General features: G+C 60.9%; 20 protein-coding genes. 13 read left to right on the top strand and 7 right to left on the bottom strand.

All coding sequences use genetic code 11. The features are described 5' to 3' along the window. Positions 1 to 3: 3 nt before the first annotated feature. A complete protein-coding gene (locus CWO89_RS01325) occupies positions 4 to 1,497 on the bottom strand; it encodes an aldehyde dehydrogenase (RefSeq protein WP_207234373.1) in 1,494 nt (497 codons plus the stop codon). A gap of 122 nt (positions 1,498 to 1,619) precedes the next feature. Next, a complete protein-coding gene (locus CWO89_RS01320) occupies positions 1,620 to 2,840 on the bottom strand; it encodes an ABC transporter substrate-binding protein (RefSeq protein WP_130576877.1) in 1,221 nt (406 codons plus the stop codon). A gap of 286 nt (positions 2,841 to 3,126) precedes the next feature. Between CWO89_RS01320 and CWO89_RS01315 the strand changes: the two genes are divergently transcribed. Beyond that, positions 3,127 to 3,870, top strand: a complete 744-nt coding sequence (locus tag CWO89_RS01315; protein ID WP_130576876.1) for an IclR family transcriptional regulator — start codon at positions 3,127 to 3,129, stop codon at positions 3,868 to 3,870. Positions 3,871 to 4,048: 178 nt separating this feature from the next. Here CWO89_RS01315 and CWO89_RS01310 read toward each other — a convergent pair whose 3' ends face one another. The 3 genes from CWO89_RS01310 to CWO89_RS01300 form a co-directional block, all read right to left on the bottom strand. Beyond that, positions 4,049 to 4,552 (bottom strand): winged helix-turn-helix transcriptional regulator, encoded by a 504-nt coding sequence (locus CWO89_RS01310; RefSeq protein WP_130576875.1) that lies wholly within the window; start codon positions 4,550 to 4,552, stop codon positions 4,049 to 4,051. Positions 4,553 to 4,691: 139 nt separating this feature from the next. Then, the gene (locus CWO89_RS01305) at positions 4,692 to 5,945 is read right to left on the bottom strand and encodes a CaiB/BaiF CoA transferase family protein (protein ID WP_245475631.1); all 1,254 of its coding nucleotides are present in this window, start codon (positions 5,943 to 5,945) and stop codon (positions 4,692 to 4,694) included. Positions 5,946 to 5,958: 13 nt separating this feature from the next. Further along, complete coding sequence (locus tag CWO89_RS01300) at positions 5,959 to 6,756, bottom strand: enoyl-CoA hydratase/isomerase family protein (protein WP_130576873.1); 798 nt, start codon at positions 6,754 to 6,756, stop codon at positions 5,959 to 5,961. Positions 6,757 to 7,023: 267 nt separating this feature from the next. On the opposite strand from CWO89_RS01300, the gene CWO89_RS01295 reads away from it, so the two are divergent. Then, the gene (locus CWO89_RS01295) at positions 7,024 to 7,305 is read left to right on the top strand and encodes a hypothetical protein (protein ID WP_130576872.1); all 282 of its coding nucleotides are present in this window, start codon (positions 7,024 to 7,026) and stop codon (positions 7,303 to 7,305) included. A 448-nt stretch (positions 7,306 to 7,753) separates the two neighbouring features. Here the strand turns inward: CWO89_RS01295 and CWO89_RS01290 are convergent, their stop codons facing one another. Then, entirely contained in the window at positions 7,754 to 8,671 is a 918-nt protein-coding gene (locus tag CWO89_RS01290; RefSeq protein ID WP_130576871.1) for an NADP-dependent oxidoreductase, read from the bottom strand. Positions 8,672 to 9,775: 1,104 nt separating this feature from the next. Between CWO89_RS01290 and CWO89_RS01280 the strand changes: the two genes are divergently transcribed. The 11 genes from CWO89_RS01280 to CWO89_RS01225 all read left to right on the top strand — a co-directional run bounded on the left by CWO89_RS01280 (position 9,776) and on the right by CWO89_RS01225 (position 18,892). Then, complete coding sequence (locus CWO89_RS01280; RefSeq protein ID WP_130576870.1) at positions 9,776 to 11,092, top strand: tyrosine-type recombinase/integrase; 1,317 nt, start codon at positions 9,776 to 9,778, stop codon at positions 11,090 to 11,092. Further along, positions 11,089 to 11,622: a hypothetical protein gene (locus CWO89_RS01275; protein ID WP_130576869.1), complete on the top strand. Its 534-nt coding sequence runs from the start codon at positions 11,089 to 11,091 to the stop codon at positions 11,620 to 11,622. Before CWO89_RS01280 ends, CWO89_RS01275 begins: the two co-directional genes overlap by 4 nt. 302 nt (positions 11,623 to 11,924) lie before the next feature. Further along, the gene (locus CWO89_RS01265; RefSeq protein ID WP_130576867.1) at positions 11,925 to 12,191 is read left to right on the top strand and encodes a hypothetical protein; all 267 of its coding nucleotides are present in this window, start codon (positions 11,925 to 11,927) and stop codon (positions 12,189 to 12,191) included. Continuing rightward, positions 12,188 to 12,433, top strand: coding sequence for a hypothetical protein (locus CWO89_RS01260; protein WP_130576866.1), 246 nt, complete (start codon positions 12,188 to 12,190; stop codon positions 12,431 to 12,433). Before CWO89_RS01265 ends, CWO89_RS01260 begins: the two co-directional genes overlap by 4 nt. A 284-nt stretch (positions 12,434 to 12,717) precedes the next feature. Next, entirely contained in the window at positions 12,718 to 13,647 is a 930-nt protein-coding gene (locus tag CWO89_RS01255; RefSeq protein WP_165420945.1) for a DUF7146 domain-containing protein, read from the top strand. A 2-nt stretch (positions 13,648 to 13,649) separates the two neighbouring features. After that, positions 13,650 to 15,059 (top strand): primase-helicase family protein, encoded by a 1,410-nt coding sequence (locus CWO89_RS01250; RefSeq protein WP_130576864.1) that lies wholly within the window; start codon positions 13,650 to 13,652, stop codon positions 15,057 to 15,059. A gap of 383 nt (positions 15,060 to 15,442) precedes the next feature. Continuing rightward, a complete protein-coding gene (locus CWO89_RS01245; protein WP_130576863.1) occupies positions 15,443 to 16,084 on the top strand; it encodes a hypothetical protein in 642 nt (213 codons plus the stop codon). Continuing rightward, positions 16,081 to 17,442, top strand: a complete 1,362-nt coding sequence (locus tag CWO89_RS01240) for a DNA-packaging protein (RefSeq protein WP_130576862.1) — start codon at positions 16,081 to 16,083, stop codon at positions 17,440 to 17,442. Before CWO89_RS01245 ends, CWO89_RS01240 begins: the two co-directional genes overlap by 4 nt. Before the next feature lie 10 nt (positions 17,443 to 17,452). Next, positions 17,453 to 17,728, top strand: a complete 276-nt coding sequence (locus CWO89_RS01235; RefSeq protein WP_130576861.1) for a hypothetical protein — start codon at positions 17,453 to 17,455, stop codon at positions 17,726 to 17,728. A 4-nt stretch (positions 17,729 to 17,732) separates the two neighbouring features. Beyond that, the gene (locus CWO89_RS01230; RefSeq protein ID WP_130576860.1) at positions 17,733 to 18,338 is read left to right on the top strand and encodes a hypothetical protein; all 606 of its coding nucleotides are present in this window, start codon (positions 17,733 to 17,735) and stop codon (positions 18,336 to 18,338) included. Further along, positions 18,335 to 18,892, top strand: a complete 558-nt coding sequence (locus CWO89_RS01225; RefSeq protein WP_130576859.1) for a hypothetical protein — start codon at positions 18,335 to 18,337, stop codon at positions 18,890 to 18,892. The genes CWO89_RS01230 and CWO89_RS01225 overlap by 4 nt, the downstream gene beginning before the upstream one ends. A gap of 258 nt (positions 18,893 to 19,150) precedes the next feature. Here CWO89_RS01225 and CWO89_RS01220 read toward each other — a convergent pair. Further along, positions 19,151 to 20,280, bottom strand: a 1,130-nt coding sequence (locus CWO89_RS01220; protein ID WP_245475629.1) for a Ulp1 family isopeptidase, incomplete at its 5' end; no start/stop codon positions are given.

Below are 20,280 nucleotides of genomic sequence, written 5' to 3'. Positions count from 1 at the left end.
ATTTCAGTTGGCATAGGCGTTCGGAAAACGCCCGGTCGTGCTGACCACCGTGGTGCGCGTTTCGAGATAGGAATCGAGCGCTTCGATACCGTTCTCCCGGCCCCAACCGCTGCCCTTGAAACCGCCATAGGGCGTCGACCAGCGAATGAAACGATAGGTGTTCACCCACACCATGCCGGCGCGAATCCGGCTGGAAACGCGATGGCCGCGTCCGATGTCCTGGGTCCAAAGGCCAGCCGTCAGTCCGTATGCCGTGTCGTTCGTGATTGCGATCGCCTGCTCCTCATCGTCGAACGGAATCAGCGCGGCCACGGGGCCAAAAATCTCCTCGCGGGCGATCCGCATCTCGTTGGAGACGTTGGCAAAGACGGTTGGCTGGACGAAGTAGCCGTCTCCGTGCACGCCGCCGCTCAGCCGACCTCCGCCAGTCACCAGTTCAGCGCCGTCGGCCCGTCCGATATCGATATAGGACAGCGTCTTGGCGAGTTGCTCCTCGTGCGCCTGGGGCCCCATATGCGTGGCTTCATCCAGCGGAGGACCGACCCGCACCTGGGCCGCACGGCGCGCAAACTCTGCGACGACCTGATCGTAGATCGGCCTCTGAACCAGCACCCGCGACCCGAGCGCACAGCTCTGTCCGCATAGCGTCCATGCTGAATTGGTGGCCGCGTTCAGTGCCTGTTCAAGATCGGCGTCGGCGAAAATGATATGGGGCGACTTGCCGCCAAGCTCGAAGGTAAAGCGCTTCATCGTGTCGGCACCGGCGCGCAGGATGACCTTCGCCGTTGTCCCCTCGCCGGTGAATGCGATCTTGTCGACGCCAGGATGGGTGACGAGCCGTTCACCGGCGCCGTCCTTCCCGTACCCGGGAACGATGTTGACCACCCCAGGCGGAAACCCGGCTTCGTCGAACAATTTTCCGAGTTCAAGCGAGGTGACCGGCGTCTGCTCTGCTGGCTTCAACACCACGGTGCAACCTGCCGCGAGTGCCGGACCGAGCTTCCATGCCGCAGCCATGAGCGGCACGTTCCATGGCGTAATCGCGCCGACCACTCCGACCGGAACGCGGGTGGTAAATGCGTGCACACTGTCGTCGAATGGAATGGTGCGGCCGGAATGCTTGTCCGCCAATGATGCCCACCAGTGATAGCCATATGTGTGGCCACCAATATCGGCACGGGACTCCCGCAGCGCGCGGCCGGAATCCGTTGTTTCCAGAACGGCAAGATCGGCGGCACGCTTCGCATAGAGGTCAGCGAACTTGCGCAGCAGTGCAGCGCGTTCGTGCCCGGGCATGCGTCCCCACGGGCCGTTCAGCGCTGCCCGCGCCGCCGCAACGGCACGGTCGATATCACCAGGACCGCCGAAGGCAACGCGAGCCCAGGGGCGTCCCGTGGAAGGATCGATGCTTTCGAGAAAACCACCGTCTTCAGGCGTGACCCACGAGCCGCCGATAAAGAGATGATCGTAGCGGGTCAGACGATCGGATTTCAGCACGGGATTGGTCCTCCACAGGTCAACGCAAGATCTCGGAGCATTCCTGCCACGCGCCTCGCAGCAAGCAGGCTGGCGTGGCTCTCTTGAATCTCGGCTCGATCGCGTTCGATCGAGCCGGAAACTCACTTCACAAGGGGGCAGCCGCCGTCCTTGAGCGGACGGAATGCCGCTTCGGCGGGGATGGTCGAAATGATCCTGTAGTAGTCGTAGGGCTTCTTCGATTCGCCGGGCGTCTTGACCTGAACCAGCATCATGTCGTGAAGAACGCGGCCATCCTCACGCAGCGAAGTCCTTCCGAACAGAGGATCGTCAAACGTGCCCAGTTCGCGCATCGCCTTTACGACAGCGGCGCCATCACGCGGCGATCCCACCTTCGCGACGGCGGTCAGATAGGCCAGCGTCGCGGAATACGCTCCAGCCTGGTTCATTGACGGATGGCGTCCGTTGTTCCGGGCCGCGAAGCGCTCGCCAAAGCTCCTCGTCTTGTCGTTCAGGTCCCAATAGAACGCCGTCGTCAGTTGGAGGCCTTGTGCCGTCTTCAGACCAAGCGAGTGGATGTCCGAGATGAACAGCAGCATGCCTGCGAGCTTCTGCCCGCCCTGGATGATGCCGAATTCCGAGGCCTGCTTGATCGCCTTGATCGTATCGCCACCGGCATTGGCAAGCGCAATGATGTCGGCGCGCGATGCCTGCGCCTGGAGGAGGAAGGACGCGAAGTCGTTCGAATCGGTCGGGTGCTTGACGCTGCCAACGACCTTGCCACCGTTCGCGTTGACGACGGCACTCGCATCGCGCTCCAGCGAATGCCCGAGGGCGAAGTCGGCGGTGACGAAGAACCAGGTCCTGCCGCCGGCCTTGGTGATGGCATCGGCGGTACCGTGCGACAGCGCCCAGGTGTCGTAGGTCCAGTGCACCGAATTCGGCGTGCAGGACTTGCCCGTCAGATCCGACGTGCCCGATGCGGTGAACAGCGCGACTTTGTTCTGCTCCTGAACGAGAGGTGCGATGGCCAGCGAGATCGCGCTCGTCGGCAGATCAACGACCGCATCGACATTCTCCGTGTCAAACCACTTGCGGGCGATGCCCCGCGCCACGTCCGGCTTGTTCAGCGCATCAGCGCTGACAACCTCGATCTTGAATTTGTCGGATCCCGGCAGCTTGTTGAAATCCTCGACCGCCATCCTGGTCGCTTCGGCGGCTCCCATCCCCCCGATGTCCGAGAAGATGCCGGACATGTCTGCGAGCACGCCGAGCTTGACGCTGGTCTGGGCCAAAGCGGCCGACGCGGTCACCATGCACATCGACGCCACCGCCGATGAGAGCAAATTCCTGAATGCAGCCATGAAAGGTCCTCCCCCGTGGGCTTTCGCTGACGGTGGTAGCCCCAACCCTCAACAAAATTCTTTATTGTGAATTCATAAGACACGTATATGAATTTCGAGTCAAGGCGTTTCGATCCGACCTCGGAGCCGAAGTCCCCAGGAGTTGCTGGCTCAAATTCCGGGACGAGCTTCCGGCTGAGCGGATGATGCTATGACCGTGGGGTCGCCAATCAGCGGCTGAGTGAGCGGGAGTTGTTGTTCGACGTCACGGAGCAACCAACCTTCGCGGAGAAGATGCGGGTTTCGTATGTTGGTCAGGCAGGCTGCTAACGTTCTCGAACTGCTGGAGTACTTTGCGCACCGCAAACGACCGGCGACGCTGGCCGAAATCTCTGATGATCTGGGCTGGCCGCGTTCCAGCACCTTCAATCTTGTCGGCACGATTGTCGAAAAGGGATGGCTCTACGAGACGCGGGCGCGAAGCGGTTACTATCCAAGCCCGCGCTGGCTGACGCTGGCGCGCACCGTTGCGGACGCGGCGCCGCTTCCGGAGGTCGCTTATGCACTCGTGGCGGAAATTGCCAAGGAAACCGGAGAGACCACGGCGATCGCGGCCTTGGCGGGCACCTCTGCGATCTTCCTGCATGTCGAGGAATCCGGGCAATCGGTCCGCTACTTCGCTCAAGTCGGCGACCGGGTGCCCGTGTATGCAAGTTCGGTAGGAAGAGCCATCCTGGCGCAGCATTCTCCCGAAGAACGGCGCGCAATCTATCGCAAGATCAAGTTCGAGCCGTTTTCCGAAACCACTCCCATGAATGCCGAAGCAGTGGAGGCTGAACTCGAGATCGCCGCCAAACGAGGCTATCACCAGAGTTCGTCGGAGTACATTCCCGACCTGGCAGGTGTCGCGCTCTCTCTTCCGCTCAGTTCACGGCAGCTCTCGATCGTCGTTGCCGGACCGACATCTCGATGCCTGGAGCGAAGACCACTGACAGCGGCAACGATGCAGAGCGCACTGCGCCGCTTTGCGTCCGAGTTGGAATGCAATTGAGCGTTACGGAAGCGGCACCTCCGCGTTCAAGAGCGATTCGTGCCGCCGCACCAACTGCGGTGACCAGTTAGATGCCGCAACGGATGGCATACAGGTGATGGTATCGATGTTTTCTTGAAGGATCGATCGTCGTTGCGGCAAACGCTGCCGTCTGCTCAGAACGGAGACAAGGTGCGCGCTACTTGCCCTTGCGGCGTGAGGCGCTCCTCGGCGCTTCGGTCGGCTTCGTGGTCGAGGCCGCGGCGCCAAACCGTTTGCGGTTGAACGGCACGGCGCCGGCTCCCGCGACCACCTCGACGTCTTCGAGATGCAACGGCTGGCCGCCGGCTGTCCGCAATTCTGGATATTCGATTGGACGTCCGACGTGTCGGTCACGAAAAACCACTTGCGGGCCCTCCGGCTCCGCCAGCCAGTTGTCACCCCATTTCTTCAACGCAAGATAGGCCGGGAAAAAGTCGCGCCCTTTTTCGGTCAGAACATATTCGTATCGGCCGGCGTGCTCGGGCAGCGGCACACGAGCCATGACGCCTGCCTCGACAAGTCTCTTCAACCGATTGCTCAGGATATTGGGTGCCACGCCGACGTAGTACTCGAATTCGTCGAACCGCTTCACACCATAATAGGCCTCTCGCAAGATCAGGATCGTCCAGCGGTCGCCGACGATTTCCATGGCTCGCGCCATGGAACATTCCTTGTTTGCGAGACGGCTTTGCTTGACGCCGGACATGGCTCTTTTCAGCTCCGAACTCGACCCCCGTACCATATTGGGCCGAGTTCGCGTATGTCCAGTCTCAGTGTACCTTGGCTTGTTTCTCGGTGGATCAGGCCGCCTGACCTGGCTCGGTCTGCGGTTTGATGGCGATCTCAGGCTCTTGTGCGCGCCGATGTGTCACCAGTGCGCCGGCTTCGCTCAAGCGCTTCAGTTCAGCTTCACTGACGCCGAGTTCGCTGAACACCGCAACGTTATGCTCACCCTGAAAGGCCGGCGTCCCGATCGGCGTCAACTCTGCCTCCGAGAAGCGCCAGGGACGTCCGGGCAGGTGATACTGACCACCGCTGCGGTCGGATACGTACTGCACGGCACCCCAATATTCGCTCCATTCCGATGCCGTGAGTTCCTTGATCGAGCGGATCTCGCCCATCGCGATCTTGGCTTCATCGAACTGGGCGTCCAACGTCGCCATGTCCGGGAAGGTCAGTATCCACGACTGGATGATCTGGTGGAGCGCACCGAAATTCAGCCGGCGCGCGACTGCATTGCAGAACCGCGGATCGTCGATGAGGTCCGCTCGGCGCATCGCACGCAACCACGACGGAAAGGTCCGGCTGCCGACAATGCTGGTCGCGACCGTGAAGTGCTCGCCTTGCGGCCCGGTAAAGAACGAGCAGTCGGTGGCGCCAAGCACGGCGGGTTCGGCTCCGATATCGTCATCGGCGAGATCGACATGCGCGCGTTCGTTGACCGCAAGCAGCGTCGCGGCCATCGCGACATCGATGTACTGGCCGCGCCCGGACTTCTGGCGGCTGTTGAGCGCTGCCAGGATGGCGATCACTGCCTGCAATCCAGCATAGACATCCGCGTGCGACAGGCTGTCGGTGCGCGGTTCCGTCAGCGCGCTGCCATAATGACGAACGCTGTTTTCGGTGAAACCCGCCTCGGCCTGCACCGTCGGCGCGTATGCCATCCGACTTCGCCACGGTCCTCCCTGGCCATAGCCGGTGATCGAGGCATAGATCAATCGTGGATTTCGCTTTGAGAGAGTCTCATAGTCGAGACCGAAGAAACCCAGCGTGCCCGCACGGAAATTCTCGACGACAACATCGGCCGTGTCGCAGAGTTTCAGCGCCAGTTCATAGGCGCCGGGCACATTGAGATTGATGCTGACATTGCGCTTGCCGGCATTCTGCTGTGCGTAGTAGCCCGACATGCCATCGGTCGACGGAAATGCGAAGCGCGAGACATCAGGGCTTGGCGGCTCGATCTTGATGACCTCGGCGCCAAGATCCTGCAACGTCCGTGCGCATAACGGGCCGGCGAGCACACGGGAAAAATCGACAACACGGATTCCGCTCAAGGGGCCGCTCATGTCAGCGCCCCGCGAATTTTGCGAGACCCGGGCCATTCTTGCGGAATGACGCGAGACCGGTCTTCAGATCTTCCGAGGCCCAAATCGGCGCCTGCACCCTTGCCATCGCCTCATCGGCGGCAGCGACGCCTTCATTGACCGCGATATAGGTGAGCTGCTTCGTCGCCGCATGCGCCACGGTCGGGCCCTGCGCAAATTCTTCCGCAAGCGTCATCGTGGTCTGTTCCAGCGACTCTTCCGGCACGGTGAGATTGATCAGGCCCCATTTCTCCAGCGTCGGCGCGTCGTAGCGTCGGGCCAGCATCGACATCTCCTTGGCGCGCTGAGCACCGATGCGCTGTACCTGGCGCTGGATTCCGCCGAGCAGAGGATGAAGCCCAAGCGTGGCCTCGACCGATCCAATCTTTGCCGAGGAAGCGGCGATAATATAGTCGCAGGAAAGCGCAAGCTCGAGTCCGCCACCAAGGCAGACGCCGTGAACGCTGGCGATCAGCGGAATAGGCAACAACTCCATGAAACGCAGGAACTCGACGCCGTTCAGCCGCCTGTTTTCGCTGGCCTGATCAGCCGCACCCGCGGCGACCCGCTTATCGAAGATATCCAGATCCGCGCCGGCAGAGAAATGGCGTAGTCCGCTGCGGATCACAATGGCGCGGCTGCCAGCTTTCTGAGCCGCCTCTACCTGCTCCACAAGCGCATTGATGAGCTTTGGGCCGAGCAGGTTGTACGGCCGATAAACCATGGTCAATACGGAGATATTGCCGCGCTCTTCGCGCGTCACGAGCACGTCCTCGGACAAACTTGCCTCCTGTGTGTCGGCGCTGCTTTCGAAACGGCCGCATTCTCGTTTCGCAGGACACTACATCATGACTTGCATTTTGCAAGTCATGAGTCGTTGTCCGAATGACAGGGCGTCCCCACCTCCGCTTGCGGCGTGACTGCGCGCAATTAAGTTCTCTTGTGGCCGCACGGCTGGACGCGGATCGCGCCGAGGTACCAGCGGTTGAGCGATTAGGATATTGCGGAGGCCCGCCGAATCTCGCAGGACCGAAGCCGCGAGGCCCGCATGAAATACGCAGAAGATCGCCCCTATGCCGACCCGGAGAAAGCCGCTCGCCGGCTCATGGAACTGGCCCAGGCTGTTGAGCCCGTTCAGGACGGCCGCATCCATATCGAGAAAATCAATTACCCGATGCTCTCCCAGGACAGGGCCAAGCCGGCCGAATACAGCGCGGGCCCCAAATTCGCGATCGAGCGGGGCTGGCTCCGGCTGCATGAGAGCGGCACCTACGTGAAGATCACGCCGGAGGCGGGCGGTGTACCGGTCGTTGACATTCAACGAACGTAGTTTTCGCAATCTTTCGAACCGGCCCCGGAGACTCGCGTGACCCTTGGGCCGGAGGTAGGTATTTAGCCGATGAAGAGACTTCTGATCGTAGCCGTTGTAGCCTTTTTGCCGACGACGTCGGCCATCGCATCCTTTCAAGAGCAAGAGAAATGCCTTGAAGGATGCATTAGTAGTTGGAATATGTGCGTTATGGAGTGCGGCGGAGACAGCAAGGGACACGGATCACCAAGCGCGCACAATAGGATCGAAGCTTGTGTGGCCTCGAGGCGTTGCCGCCCAAACTACGATGCTTGCGTTGCGAACTGTTCGCGAAAGCGCAACTAGGAGACGGTCCCTCCACCCCGCAAACCGCGGCCATTCTCATTATTTCCATGATCGCGTTGCGGCTCGGGGTCTCGTCACATCGCCTATCGAAGGCCGGCTGCGTGCATCAATGGGCGTGCGTCGCTCAGGGACGGACGCGGATGATCGTCTTCCCCTTTCGTCGCTCGGTCGGGTTCAAGGCGGCGACGGCATCGTCGAGGGTCGAGACGTTGCCGATGTTCGTCCGCAGTCGTCCGTCCCGCACCCGCAGGACGATTTCACTCAGTTGGGCACGATCGGACTCGACGACGAAGTCGACCGCGAGGCCGTCGGCGGGCCGTGCCTCGGCCGGCCCGACGATGGACACCAGCGTTCCTCCGGCTCGAATCAGGCCTGCGGACCGCTTCCCGATGTCGCCGCCGATGACATCGAACACCAGATCGACTCCGCCGACGTCTTCCAGGACGTCGTTGTCGAGGTCGACGAACTCTTTCGCGTCGAAGTCGAGCACCGTCTGACGGTCGGCGGCGCGTCCGGTGCCGATGACGTAGGCGCCGGCCTCTCGTGCAAGTTGCGTCACCATCGACCCGACTGCGCCGGCCGCACCGTGCACGAGGATGCTCTGCCCCGCCTGAAGGCGGCCGTGGTCGAACAGTCCCTGCCACGCAGTTAGGCCCGAGATCGGCAGGCTCGCGCCTACCGCGAAGTCGACGTCGCCCGGCAGCGGCGCGAGGTTGCGTGCCTCGATCGCCACATACTCGGCCAGCGTGCCGTCGCGATACCAGTCCGCGAGGCCGAACACCCGCTGTCCCACCGACAGCCCCCTCGTACCATATCCGAGAGCGGTGACCACTCCGGCCAGCTCGTGCCCAGGGATGGATGGTGTTCGGTCACGATCGGCGCGATCGGTCCAGGTCGAGGGCCACGCGAGCTCAGTCGGGACGAATCCCGACGCATGAACCTGAACGACGACGTCGTTTATCGCTGCCTGCGGCTCGGGCCGCTCCACCAGCTTCATCCCAGCGGGTCCCGCAGCCTGGTCCGTTACGACGATTGCCTTCATGGGAATTATCTCCTCGGTCATTTGTCTCTTTGGTGGAAATGTTGCGGGGAGCGTGGACGCGCCGGCTATCGGCAAAATGCCAGCCGTTGTCGAAGTCCTGTCTCCGTGTCTGCGATCTGCGCTGTCTGCATTGACCGGGGCTCCCACTAAGCCTGATGGATCGGGATCGCTCCGGTCGCCAGTGTTAGCGAATAGATGCGTTGCGCCTGCTCATAAAACAGTACCAAGATTAGTGTTTTTGGCTGCACCACTGCGCGATGGCTGCCCTCCCCATCCAACTCAATCGTGCCAGAAGGGCTCCGGCGGCTGCCCAGATTTCGGGGCCAAAACGGACCTCGCACAACGGAGACAGCGCCTTCGCATTTCCCGCCCCAGATAGCTGCATAGAGAGGATGAAGTGCCTTCTCTGCGAGGACAGCGGTTGGGTTTGTGAGAACCACCAGGACCGGCCGTGGGAAGGTGAGCACGCTTGCGGCTGCGAAGGCGCCGGAGCGCCTGCCCCGCCCGCAACGTTCCGAAGGAAGGGGATGCCCCTCGCCTCGCGGGCTCGGGTGGCCGCGATTACGCTTCGGCTTGGACTCAAGCAGCGGCCAGAGGAAATCGTCATCAACGAGGACCGGCACGCGATATGCCGAGAAGACCTACGGCAACCACGTCATAGCCGTGCGCTGGCTGCGACCTGCTTACCGCGTCATGAACCTTTCGCCGCATCGGGGTTAGGGGAGCCACCACTCCGCTTTGGCTAGAACGTTCCCTAAACAAAAATCAAAAAGGGTCGCACGAATGCGACCCTTTTTTCGTGCAGGGAACAGTCGCATGACATGCCTCTAATCCATCATCGCCATCCAGAAATTCCACTGGTCTATCAGCATGTTGCTAGATGGTGGGGGAGGCAGGACTCGAACCTGCGAAGCCATGAGGCGGCTGATTTACAGTCAGAAATGGTGGCTAGACCAACCCAGACAAATCAGGACAACAAATCAGTTGATCTATTGAAAAACACCAATATTGCTACTATTTGTCTGCTATTGTCTAGGACACAGGGTAACACTCACAGACACGGAGTAGACGTTACCCGACTGTTACCCCAAGGGCAGACTGATTATGAAAAAAGCACTCACCGACAAGCGACTTGAGGCCCTTGAGAAGGGCCCCGCGCCGGCATCACGGCAAGAAATCCCCGACGGTCTACTGCCCGGGTTGTACCTCATCCACCAGCCATCGAGGGCTATGTCCTGGGCCGTCAGATATCGAGCCGCCGGCAAGCCGAGAAAAGCGACGATCGGCCCCTACCCGGCAATCGGCCTCAAGGCGGCACGGGAACTCGGCGGTAAGGCTTTGCGGGCGGCGGCGGAAGGCCGAGATCCCGCCCGAGAGAAGCAGGACGCCAAGGCCGAGGCCAAGCTGCAGGCCGCCGAGGAACTCCGCGGCCAACGGGATTTGGTCCAGAACGCCGCCGTCGAGTTCATGAAGCGGCACGCGGCGAAACAAACCCGCGAGAGTAGCTTTTTGGAAACCGGACGCATTCTCGGCCTCAAGCTAACGGACGCTGGCGAATGGGAAGAGACCGGAAACGGCGTGATCGCCGAATGGAGGGGGCGCAGGGTACAGGATATCGCCCGGCGCGATGTCATCGCGCTGCTCGACAGCATTGTCGATCGCGGTGCGCCAGTGATGGCCAACAGGACGCTCGCGGCGGTGCGCAAGTTCTTCAACTGGTGCGTGGCGCGCGACGTTATTCAGGCATCACCTTGCTCCCTGCTCGAACCTCCATCACCAGAACGTAGCCGCGACCGCGTCCTGACTGACGACGAGTTGCGGCTTGCATGGAATGCCGCCGATGTCGACGGCTGGCCGTTCGGGCCGATCGTGAAGCTCATGATCTTGACCGGTCAGCGCGAGGGAGAGGTCGCTGGGATGCGCTGGTCGGAGATCGACCTGGAGAACAAGCTTTGGACACTGCCGGCCGGTCGCGTGAAGAACGACGAGCTGCACACTATCCCTCTTTCCAACGCTGTGGTCGAGATCCTCAAATCCGTGCCTCACATCAAGACCGACGGCGGATTCGTATTCGCCGGACGGAAAGGCAAGCCAATCACCGGCTTCTCCCGCGCCAAGGATCGGCTCGACGTCGCGATCGCGAAGGCGAACGGCGAGAAGCCACTGCCGGCCTGGGTGTTTCATGACATCCGGCGCACCGTGGCCTCCGGCATGGCCCGGTTGGGCATTCAGTTGCCCGTGATCGAGAAGGTCTTGAACCACAAATCCGGCACGTTCCGCGGCATCGTTTCCGTGTACCAGCGCCATAGTTTTTCCGAGGAGAAGCGCACCGCCCTCACCGCCTGGGCGGCCCATGTCGAGAGCGTGGTGTCGGGCAACCAGCCTGACAACGTCGTCTCGATCTCGCGGGGCACAAAATGAATGAAGTCGCTGCAGACGAAGACAAGGCTTGGCGAGGCGAGGCGGAGAATTGGCGAGGTGTGTTGCGCGACACCCTGACCATCGCGTTGGAGCTGGATGGTGTTCCCGGAAAGAAGGTGGAGATCGCCGAAGACGAAAGGGCGAGCCTTCAATGGGCGGCGAGAAACCTCCACGCGATTGAGGAGCTGGAGAGCATCATAAATTCACTGCCGCACCAACACGACCGGGCGCACGCGTTTCGCTGCCTCTGTTCCGCGATTGGCGCCGCGTTCGTCATCGGAAGCCATGCGTCCGTGTCGGAAACGCAGCGCGTCTTTCAACACAAGGCCGCGCAAGGGAAGGCCGGCGCCGCACCGCGCGCGATACCTTGGCACGGTGCCGCTCGTGAACTGGCAATAAAGGTGCGCGCGACGAACCCTCGCATCAGTAAGACTCGGATGTCGGAAATTATTTCCGACAAAGTACCTGACGCGCCGAGCCCAAGGCAGGTGCGGGATTTTTTGACGACCTTGGAAAAGGAAGGCAAATAATCTCGGAATAATCTCGGAAGCGAACCGGTTCACCGTGTCGCATCAGCGCATCCAGACATGTACGTACCTGTACCCGCATAGACAGGAGCGAATATGTCCCCCCACCAAAACACTGGCCGCAAACTTCCTACCCGCGCCGTTTGCGCGCGCTATGCAATTTCCGACCGAACACTGGCCCGCTGGATCAGGAATCCGGAGCTCGGTTTCCCGCGACCGACATTCATCAACAATAGAATGTTTTTTGATGAGGCCGAACTCGCAGCGTGGGATGAGGCCATGGCTGCGAAGTCACGGAGGGCGGCATGAGCAGGCCCGACAACAAAAACCGTGGCGCCGTTTGGAAGAACGACGAAAAGCAATCCGATCGACATCCGGACTTCAGGGGCTCCCTTGACATCGAGGGCATGCAGTATTGGATCGATGCATGGAAACGCAAGCCAGGCGCCAATCCGAAGGCGCCGGCGCTGAGCTTCTCGATCAAGCGTAAAGAGCCAAGGCAACCGGGGCGAGCCGGTTCATATCGCAGGGACATGGACGACGATATTCCGTTCGCGCCGGAGCTCAGATGAGCACATTTGACCTCTTCGACCCGGCGACCGACGATGCGGAAAATGATGCGCGCTGGCTGAACGCCATAGCGAACTTTCTGGACGATGCCCTTAACCTGATGTGCGAGTTGCGCGAAAAGGGAATAACCAGCGATGATGTTGGCCGGCTGGAAGCAGGCTTCGGCAGCGGTGCAGACGTGCTGCGAATTATCAGCGCGCGGCGGGCCAACCAGGCCGCACCGACGGTCGACACGATACAGTAAAACATAGCGCGTCGTCTGGACGGGCGCGCAGCAGCAGTTCACCACAGCCCAGAACGAGACCCATCTCGCCGCCCCAGAGCATCCGGATCAGGCAGAGCGGGAAGCCGCACAAATCCGGGGACGCGCCGGGCGTACACAAATGCGCGAAGCCCCGCCGGTGAGCAGCCAGCGGGGCGATACGCAAATAGGACAGAGCTTTCACAGGAGCTGACTTCATGTGCCACAGATGCACAAAAAATGCAAGCGCAAACCGCTCTGTCCAAAAAATTTTCAAGGACAGACAAATGCATTTTTCTCTTCCTGGAAGTCAAATCGATACGGCCAAGGCGGTACGCATCGAAGATGAGTGTCAGCGTCGTGCGATAGAGCTCCGCGGTCACGGCATCGATCGGTGTGGCCCCTGCCCGCGATGTGGCGGCCGGGACCGGTTCTCCATCAACGTCGCCAAGCAACTTTGGAATTGCCGACAGTGCCAGCGCGGCGGTGACGTGATCAGCCTCGTCGCGCACATCGACGGCGTTGGTTTTCGGCAGGCGGTTCGTTACCTCGGTGGCGCGCAGCAGCCAGTTGCCGCCCCTGTCGTCCGCACCACTCCATTAGCTCGACACGAGCCGAGTATTAACAGCGAATTTGCTCTCCGCATCTGGGATGACGCCAGGCCGTTCGCCAACTCTTTGGCCGAGAAATACCTGCTCGACACCAGAAAACTCAACCTCAACGGCGTGGATGTGGACGACGTTTTCCGCTTCTCCCCCCGGTGCCACTTTGAGGGTGAGCGCCATCCGGCGATGATTACTCTTTTCCGGAACATCAAAACAAACGCACCGCAGTGCATTGCTCGCACCGCGCTCGACGCTGAAGGGCGGAAGATCAAGCGATTGACCCTTGGGCCTGCGGCTGGCGCCGTCGCCAAGATCGACGCTGACGCGAACGTTGAGTATGGCCTTCATATTTCTGAGGGCGTCGAGACTGGATTGAGAGCGCGCGAACTCGGCCTGCGGCCCCTCTGGGCAACGGGCGGAACGGCCACGATGGACAAATTCCCAGTGCTCAGCGGCATCGATGCGTTGACGATCATTGCCGACAACGACGCCAACGGCACCGGCCAGCGTGCAGCTCAAGTTTGTCTCCACAGATGGCTCGCCGCTGGACGCGAAGCGCAAATCCTAATTCCTAACGTGGCTGGCGCCGACGCCGCCGACATCGAGGTGTGACCATGAGTGAGCGGAAAATATCGTTGATTCCATACGATCCTGAAGCGCACTTTGTCCCAGCCCATCCCAGCCGCACGGTAGTGTGCCAGCTTCGCATGGACGTCGGGAAGGCTAGCGAAAAGATCAGTAACTTTCGCGCCATCTCGCCGCAGGACAAGATCGCATATCTGCCAACTGGGGATTTGTGGTCGGCCAGGTCCGTCGACGGCGTGCTCGAACCGGTCCCGCTTAACGACGAGCACGGCGAGCCGCTTCTCGACGATCGCGGAAACCGCCGGACGATGCAGGCATCGAAGTGGTTGGCCCTTTACCGGCGGTGCGAGCAGATGAGTTGGGTTCCGGGCCGGCCGATGCTGATACCCGACCAGTTGCTTCTCGATGGCGGCATGATTGACCGGCCTGGCGTCAAGATTTTCAATTTGTATCGGCCGCCGGCGTTAAAGCGGGGCAGCACAAAATTAGCTGGGCCGTGGCTGGACCACATTCAAAAGATATATCCAGACGAAGCTGAACACCTCCTCAATTGGTTTGCTCACCGCGTCCAGCGACCGAGCGAGAAGATCAACCACGCGGTGGTGCTGGGCGGCGCGCAGGGAATAGGCAAGGATACGCTGCTCGAGCCGGTGAAGCGTGCGGTAGGAGCGTGGAACTTCGCCGAGGTAGGCCCACAACAAATACTGGGTCGGTTCAATGGATTCCTTAAGTCTGTCATCCTTCGCGTCAGCGAAGCGCGCGACCTTGGCGAGATCGATCGCTTCACATTTTACGATCGAACGAAAACTCTCATGGCGGCCCCACCAGACGTCCTTCGCGTCGATGAAAAATTCCTGCGGGAATATGCGATTCCAAATTGCGTTGGGGTCGTCATTACGACCAACCACCGAACGGACGGCCTGTACCTGCCGCCCGAAGATCGCAGACATTTCGTGGCGTGGAGCGACGCGCGCCGTGAAGACTTCCCGGCAGAATACTGGCGTGAGCTTTACGCGTGGCTCGACAGCGGTGGCGACGGCCATGTGGCTGCGTGGCTAGCCGAGCGCGACCTTTCAGGCTTCGATCCCAAGGCACCGCCGCAGAAGACCCCAGCCTTCTGGGCAATCGCAGATGCCGGACGCGCGCCAGAGGACGCCGAATTGGCAGACGTGATCGACGCCATCGGAAGGCCTCCAGCAATTGCGATGTCGCGACTTCAGTCAGCAGCGAGCGGCGACTTCGCAGACTGGCTGCAAGATCGGAAGAACAGACGCGTCATCCCCCATCGACTGGAAGTGGCCGGCTATCAACCAATAAGGAATCCAACGGCCGAGAGCGGACTATGGGTGGCGCATGGCAAACGCCAGGTGATCTACGCCAGAACGAACCTATCAGCCGCAGAGCGACTTGTGGCAGCGCGTGAGATTACGCGGGCATAACGATAAACCGCCGTGCATTCTAAGCAGTAAATGCAGTGGTTTCCTATCCCTCGAATTTTTGGGGATATTCCCTAGGTGGTAAATATATAAGGGGAATGGTGGATCACTGCATTTACTGCACACACTGCATGACGCCCCCGTCCATCCTCGCCAGCCAAACTGGTTCGCACGCTAGGTAACGTCCCCGTGAACGCGACACATCTCTGCACCCGTCGCCGTTCCCCTCGCCGCATCTTCGATCGTTTGTATACGAACGTTTGCATACAAACGATTTCCAACCGCAGTCGCCTGAAAGCCAATCAGGCCCTCAAGTCTGGAATTGTCCTTGATTGTCAATCTTGTAGATGTGTGAGACATGGTGTACATCTTGATCAGGGTAACGCGTGGGTAACGAACTGACAATGTCGCTAAGCGCTCAACAGAAAATTGGCCGCCGCAAATGCGCAATTTGCCGTCATCCCGAGAAATGGCGGATCGAATTGCTGCGTGCCGGCGGCGCATCGCTCGATGCCCTCGCTTCTAAGTTCGACGTCACTCGGGACGCCATCCATTCGCACTGGCATAAACACGTCTCGGCCGAGGCTAAGGCTTCGTACTTGGTCGGCCCATCCGACATCGAGAACTGGGCCCTGAAGGCAGCCCGTGAGGGCGATTCCGTCATCGATTATTTAAAACTATGCAGGTCCAGCTTGGTTTCCCAGTTGGCTACTGCAACTGAGGCTGGCGACGGGCTTCTAGCGACTCGTGTTGCAGTCGCTCTGACAAATGTCCTTGATCGGATGGCACGGATCACCGGCGAGGTCAGCACATTGGCAGGCAGCGTCACCAACATCACGAACAATGTCGTCGTCGGTGAGCATCCTGAGTTCATCAGGGCGCGGGTCGCAATTTTACAAGCTTTGGGGCCGTTCCCAGAGGCGGCTCGAGCTGTACTGGCTGCCCTGCATCCCGCCAACCCGAACGCGCCACAGCCCGAGCCTGGCCCCGCAAATGGCCGTCTCATCGAGTTGAGGGCAAACCCGTGAGTTTCACCGACCAGCTCGCATCGGCGCTACAGGAGAGCTGGCGCCTCAAGGCCCGTCCCGAGCAGCTGGCCCCGCCCGGTCCTTGGCGCATCTGGTTGTTCCTTGGAGGGAGAGGCGCGGGCAAAACGCTAGCTGGGGCAAGCTGGGTTCACGAACTGGTGCAGAGCGGCAAGTATGGCCGCATTGCCCTCGTGGCCCCCACGGCCGCCGACGCTCGAGATACGATGGTCGAGGGCGTCTCTGGCATCCTGGAGACCGCACCCAATTGGGCTCGGCCGACGTATGAGCCCAGCAAACGCAAGCTGACCTGGCCCAATGGCGCAATCGCTACCGCCTTTAGCAGCGAGGAACCCGAGCGGCTGAGGGGACCAAATCACGACGCGGCGTGGTCCGATGAGCTTGCAGCGTGGAACGAGCCGCAGGCCACGTGGGATCAACTTCAATTCACCCTGCGGCATGGCCGCGACCCGCGGATTTTCATCAGCACCACACCAAAACCGATCAAGCTGTTGCGCGAGTTGCTTGCCCGCGAGGGTCGCGACGTCCGCGTAACCCGCGGCTCGACGTTCGACAACGCGGCAAATCTCGCTCCCGCATTCATCGAGGCGGTGACGGCCAGATACGCAGGAACGCGACTTGGTCGTCAGGAGCTGAACGCCGAGCTTCTTTTGGACACCCCCGGAGCCCTCTGGACCCGGGAAGTGATCGACCGCGCGAATGGGCAATGGAAGCTGCCGGACATGAAGCGCGTTGTGGTTGCGATCGATCCCAGCGGCACGAAGGGCGAGGAGGACAGCGGCGATAGCGTCGGCATCGTCGTTGCCGGCCTAGGGTCGGATGGTTTCGGTTATGTTTTGGCCGATCGTACATGTAAATTGAGCCCCGACGGCTGGGGCCGCGTGGCCGTGCGGGCATATCATGATTTCCGCGCGGATCGCATCATTGCTGAACGAAATTACGGCGGTGCGATGGTAGCGCACGTTATTAAGACCGTAGATCCGAACGTTCCCTACAAAGAAGTTGTTGCATCCCGCGGCAAGATTGCCCGCGCAGAACCTGTGGCCGCGCTCTACGAACAATCGAAGATCAGACACGCCGCGACCTTCGTCGAGCTGGAGGACCAGATGGCCGCGATGACCAGCGACGGCTACACAGGAGACGGCTCTCCCGACCGTGTCGACGCGTTGGTCTGGGCGTTGTCCGAGCTGATGGTCTCGGGCCCGATTCCGATGAACTTCGTCGCGCCCGTCGTCATCACGAGCGCCGACATTGCGCGTGCGACCTCGCCGCACCTCGCTCGCGGACCCTACTACGCTGGCGCCAACGACGTTCCATATTTACCAACCAGATCAAGTTAAGGAGACCACCATGGCATCTTTTGCAACCAACATCACCACCCCAGCCACCGCCATCACCACCGCGCTTGCGACCGCCGTTTCGAACGCGCGGACCCTTCAGGCCAACATGGCAGCGGGCCTGCCCGGCACTGTGCTGGTCAATCTCGCGACCAGCTCGACCTCCTGGAGATCCGACATAGCCGATTTGCGCACGACGCTTGACTCCGCGATCGCCGATCTTGCCAGCGTCAATCAGCGTCTCAACGACATCAAAAATCTTCTCGCCGCGATCGGCGGGCTGGATTAAGCCGATGACAAAAGAAGCGAAAATTATCCTCGATTTGCGCGCGAAGTTAAACGACGTCGAGCACAAACAAGTCGAGTTGATCGCCGAGCGCGACGAGCTGGCGTTCGCGGCGCTGGTTGACCGCGACAAGAAGGCAGCCGATCGCGTCGCCGCCATCAATTCTGAGCTTTCCGGGCTGACCAACCAGATTGGCGCCATCTCGGCTGCCCTCAAGGAGGCTGCCAAGCGCGAAGCCGCAGCTGCGGTGGCCGAGCGTGCGAAGCGGCGTCGCGATGATGCACGCAAGGCCGAAACGATCGTCGCAGAAGTCGAGGGCCTCGGGTGCGAGATGGATAAGGCACTGACGGCAGCCAAAGACGCCGCGGTTCTCATCGAGAATAAGCTCGCCGAACTTCGGCGCCTTAGCGGTGGCGGTCCGATGACCGAGAGCGTTCGAGTCAACTTGTGCCGCGCAGTCGTTTCGGCAAACATGTTTTCGCCGTTGCACACGGTCGTGCTGGCACCAGACGAGCGCACCACGGTTCAAATGCTGACCACGCCGTGGGGCCGGTCGATCCGAAATTGGATTGCCGGCGTTCTCGGTACCGAAAAAGAGAGGGAGGCGGCATGATGGGCTTCTGGACAAAGCCGGTCGCGAAAATTCGCCGCCTCGCCATTAGCGAAGTCAGCCTCGTTGATAAGGGCGCCAATCAGCACGCACACATCACGCTGTTCAAACGAGATGCCGGTACCAACACCGCGAAGGACACCGAAATGGACCCCGCAATCGGAATTGTGAAACTGGCAAAAAAGATTGCCGCCGGCGAGATGAAAAACTATCGCAGCAAATCGGAATGGTATGTTGCGCTCGCAAAGCTTGCCGCCGACCAGCGCCGCGATGATGAAACTACGGAGCAGGCTTTCGCACGCTTCGTGACCCAGGATGACGGCGGTCGCGCGGTATTCGCCGCTTACAAGAGCGCATCGGGTCCTGACTGGACACCCGCCACGGAGCCGGCGCCGGTCGTCAAAGCCGACAGCGCCTACGCAAAATTGGTGGAGATCGCGAAGGGCCTTCAGTCCGTTGATCCCTCGCTGACTGAGGCCGGCGCGTTTGCGAAAGTCTTCATAGATCCGAAAAACCGTGAGCTCGCCGAGCTGTGCAAGACCGAGCGAGTCGAATGATCAGAATGGCGTGCCCGGCCTCGGTTTATCCTTGGGCCGCCTCCGGGCGCTCCTGCGCGGCGACGCGCTGCTCGGCGGGGCGTGGTGGCCACGCCGAGCAAAATTTCCACCGATGAAGGGGTAAGTTAATGGCCGCCATCCTCAACCAGGCGATCACCACGGCGGCCGTGTCGCCGACGTATCAATTGCGAGCAGGGACGGGCGGGGGCGGGCTCCCGGGCACTCTGGTGGCGGCAAGAGGCGCGCCAGCCAGCTCCATCAGCCCAAACGCCGAGTTAAATGCGCACGACCGCTCAGTCGATCCTGGAGTGCCCGCCGATCGGCGACGAGGTTGTCGAGGTGCAGCGGCTCGTCATCAGGCCGCTCTCCTTCCGCCAATCGTCTCGCCAGCGTCCGTGTGGCGTCCACCACAAAGACGCCGCAATCATAATCGTTCGGCTGTTGGGCCATGCGGGCGGACTGAAGGTTGGCGCCAAGGCGTTCCGCGAGTTGTTCTGCGCGAGTGAGGTTAAAATTCCGACTGGAGTCGTAGTGATAGGCAACTACGTTCTCCCGATTGCGGCGATCAACGAGCAGTAGCGACCAGTGGTCGCCGTCGTCGGCCTCGACACCTCTGCCATCGTTCACTGGCACGAGCAGGAAGTCGGCGGTATCGTTCTGATCCTCATCGTAGACGATTCCTTGCACGGCTAACAGCAATTCGACCGCGTTGTCGGTCAAGCGCAGCATTTGGGCTACCGCCGGGCGCAGCAGCCGCATCCGAGCAGCCAGATCCGGATGATCCCTCTGCAGCTCCCGCTCCAGGCCCGTGTAATCCGCCGTGATATGCGCGTCAGTTAGCCACTCGTTGTGGGGCAAAGGCGGAGCCGGCACTCGGACGCCGGATCCGGAGGCCTGTCCATCCGGCTGATCCAGTTGGGCCGACGACTTTTCGCGACGGCTCCCTCGGAACGCTTTGGGCAAACACGCGCTCACGACCCCGCCCGCACCGGAAGCGAACCTCTCCGCGCTGCCGATCTGCTGAGCGGTGGATCGACATGTGTCTATAAACGGCCGCGGCCGCAGCATGATCGCGCCCAAGGAATAGTTGGGGGTCGCTTGCCCTAACTCGAACGCCACCGTATAGGGCCGTTCATCAATAATCAGATTTGTCGACTGCTGAGGTGACTGCGGCAGCACGCCGCGTCTAGCCAGTGCGCCAATCAGGACCTCGGGGGCGCGTTGGGGGCCGTGAATGAAGCCCGAGCCGACGAGATATCCTAAATCACGTTCGAAATCAGGCGCCGGCGCCAAAGCCGGTATCGTGGCTACCGGATGAGATGAGTGTTGCGGTTGTCTCAACTCGCGGGAAGCCCGGCTGTCGTGAGCATCGTTACGCACTTCGCCGC

It is taken from the genome of Bradyrhizobium sp. Leo170, from assembly GCF_004296405.1.
In the GTDB taxonomy this organism is placed as follows: domain Bacteria; phylum Pseudomonadota; class Alphaproteobacteria; order Rhizobiales; family Xanthobacteraceae; genus Bradyrhizobium.
The sequence above is the reverse complement of the archived record's forward strand: the minus strand, read 5'-3'. Positions and strand labels throughout refer to the sequence as shown.